General features: G+C 71.9%; 1 protein-coding gene and 1 pseudogene. One reads left to right on the forward strand and one right to left on the reverse strand.

Annotation, left to right across the window (positions count from 1 at the left end):
• Nucleotides 1-81: 81 nt before the first annotated feature.
• Entirely contained in the window at nt 82-540 is a 459-nt protein-coding gene (locus tag CCN51_RS39655) for an NUDIX hydrolase (RefSeq protein ID WP_014177602.1), read from the forward strand.
• 19 nt (nt 541-559) lie between these two features.
• Here CCN51_RS39655 and CCN51_RS58350 read toward each other — a convergent pair.
• Nucleotides 560-770, reverse strand: a pseudogene (locus tag CCN51_RS58350) (aldo/keto reductase); the annotation flags it as partial.

Below are 770 nucleotides of genomic sequence, written 5' to 3' on the forward strand. Positions count from 1 at the left end.
GCGGCCTCGGCGTCCTGACGGACTACCTGATGGATTCCTGACGGACGGGAGCAACGGACGGGAGCAGAGGGGAGCCGGTGCATGGATGAGAAGTCGGTGATCCGCGCGGCGGGGTGTGTCCTGTGGCGGCGCTCCCCGAGCGACGGCGGACCGGAGATCGCGCTCGTGCACAGACCGCGTTACGACGACTGGTCGCATCCGAAAGGCAAGCTCAAGCGGGGCGAGGAGCCGCTGCGGGGCGCGGTGCGCGAGGTGCTGGAGGAGACCGGGGTGGTCTGTGTGCCGGGGGCCGCGCTGCCCACCGTGCGCTATCTGGCCAAGGGCCGCCCCAAGGAGGTCCGTTACTGGGCGGCGGAACCGGCCGGTGCCGACGGGGCCCACGGAACCGACGAGGCGGGGACCGACGAGGACTTCGTGCCCAACGACGAGGTCGACCGGCTCGTATGGCTGCCGCCGGACGAGGCCCGTGCGTGGCTGACGCATGACCACGACCGGGCGCTCGTCGACGCGTTCCTGGACACCCTGCGCTCACGGGCGTGAAGGGGGTGGGGCAGGGACCTCAGGCCGTCCCCGGCCCCCGGCGACGCAGCGCCTTGTCGGCCAGCGCGGGCGGCGTGTAGTAGCTGTCGTCCCGGTTGAGGTCCGTACCCGGCGGGACGATCTCGTCGATGCGGTCCAGGACGTCCTCGCTCAGCTCCACATCCACCCCCGCGAGCAGGCCCTCCAGCTGCTCCATCGTGCGCGGGCCGATGATCACCGAGGTGACGGCC

This window comes from Streptomyces milbemycinicus (assembly GCF_002154605.1).
Taxonomy (GTDB): Bacteria; Actinomycetota; Actinomycetes; order Streptomycetales; family Streptomycetaceae; genus Streptomyces; species Streptomyces milbemycinicus.

What these genes read in the sequence shown, in the direction of transcription:
- CCN51_RS39655 (WP_014177602.1), top strand. Translation starts at nt 82, where the DNA reads ATGGATGAGAAGTCGGTGATCCGCGCGGCGGGGTGTGTCCTGTGGCGG.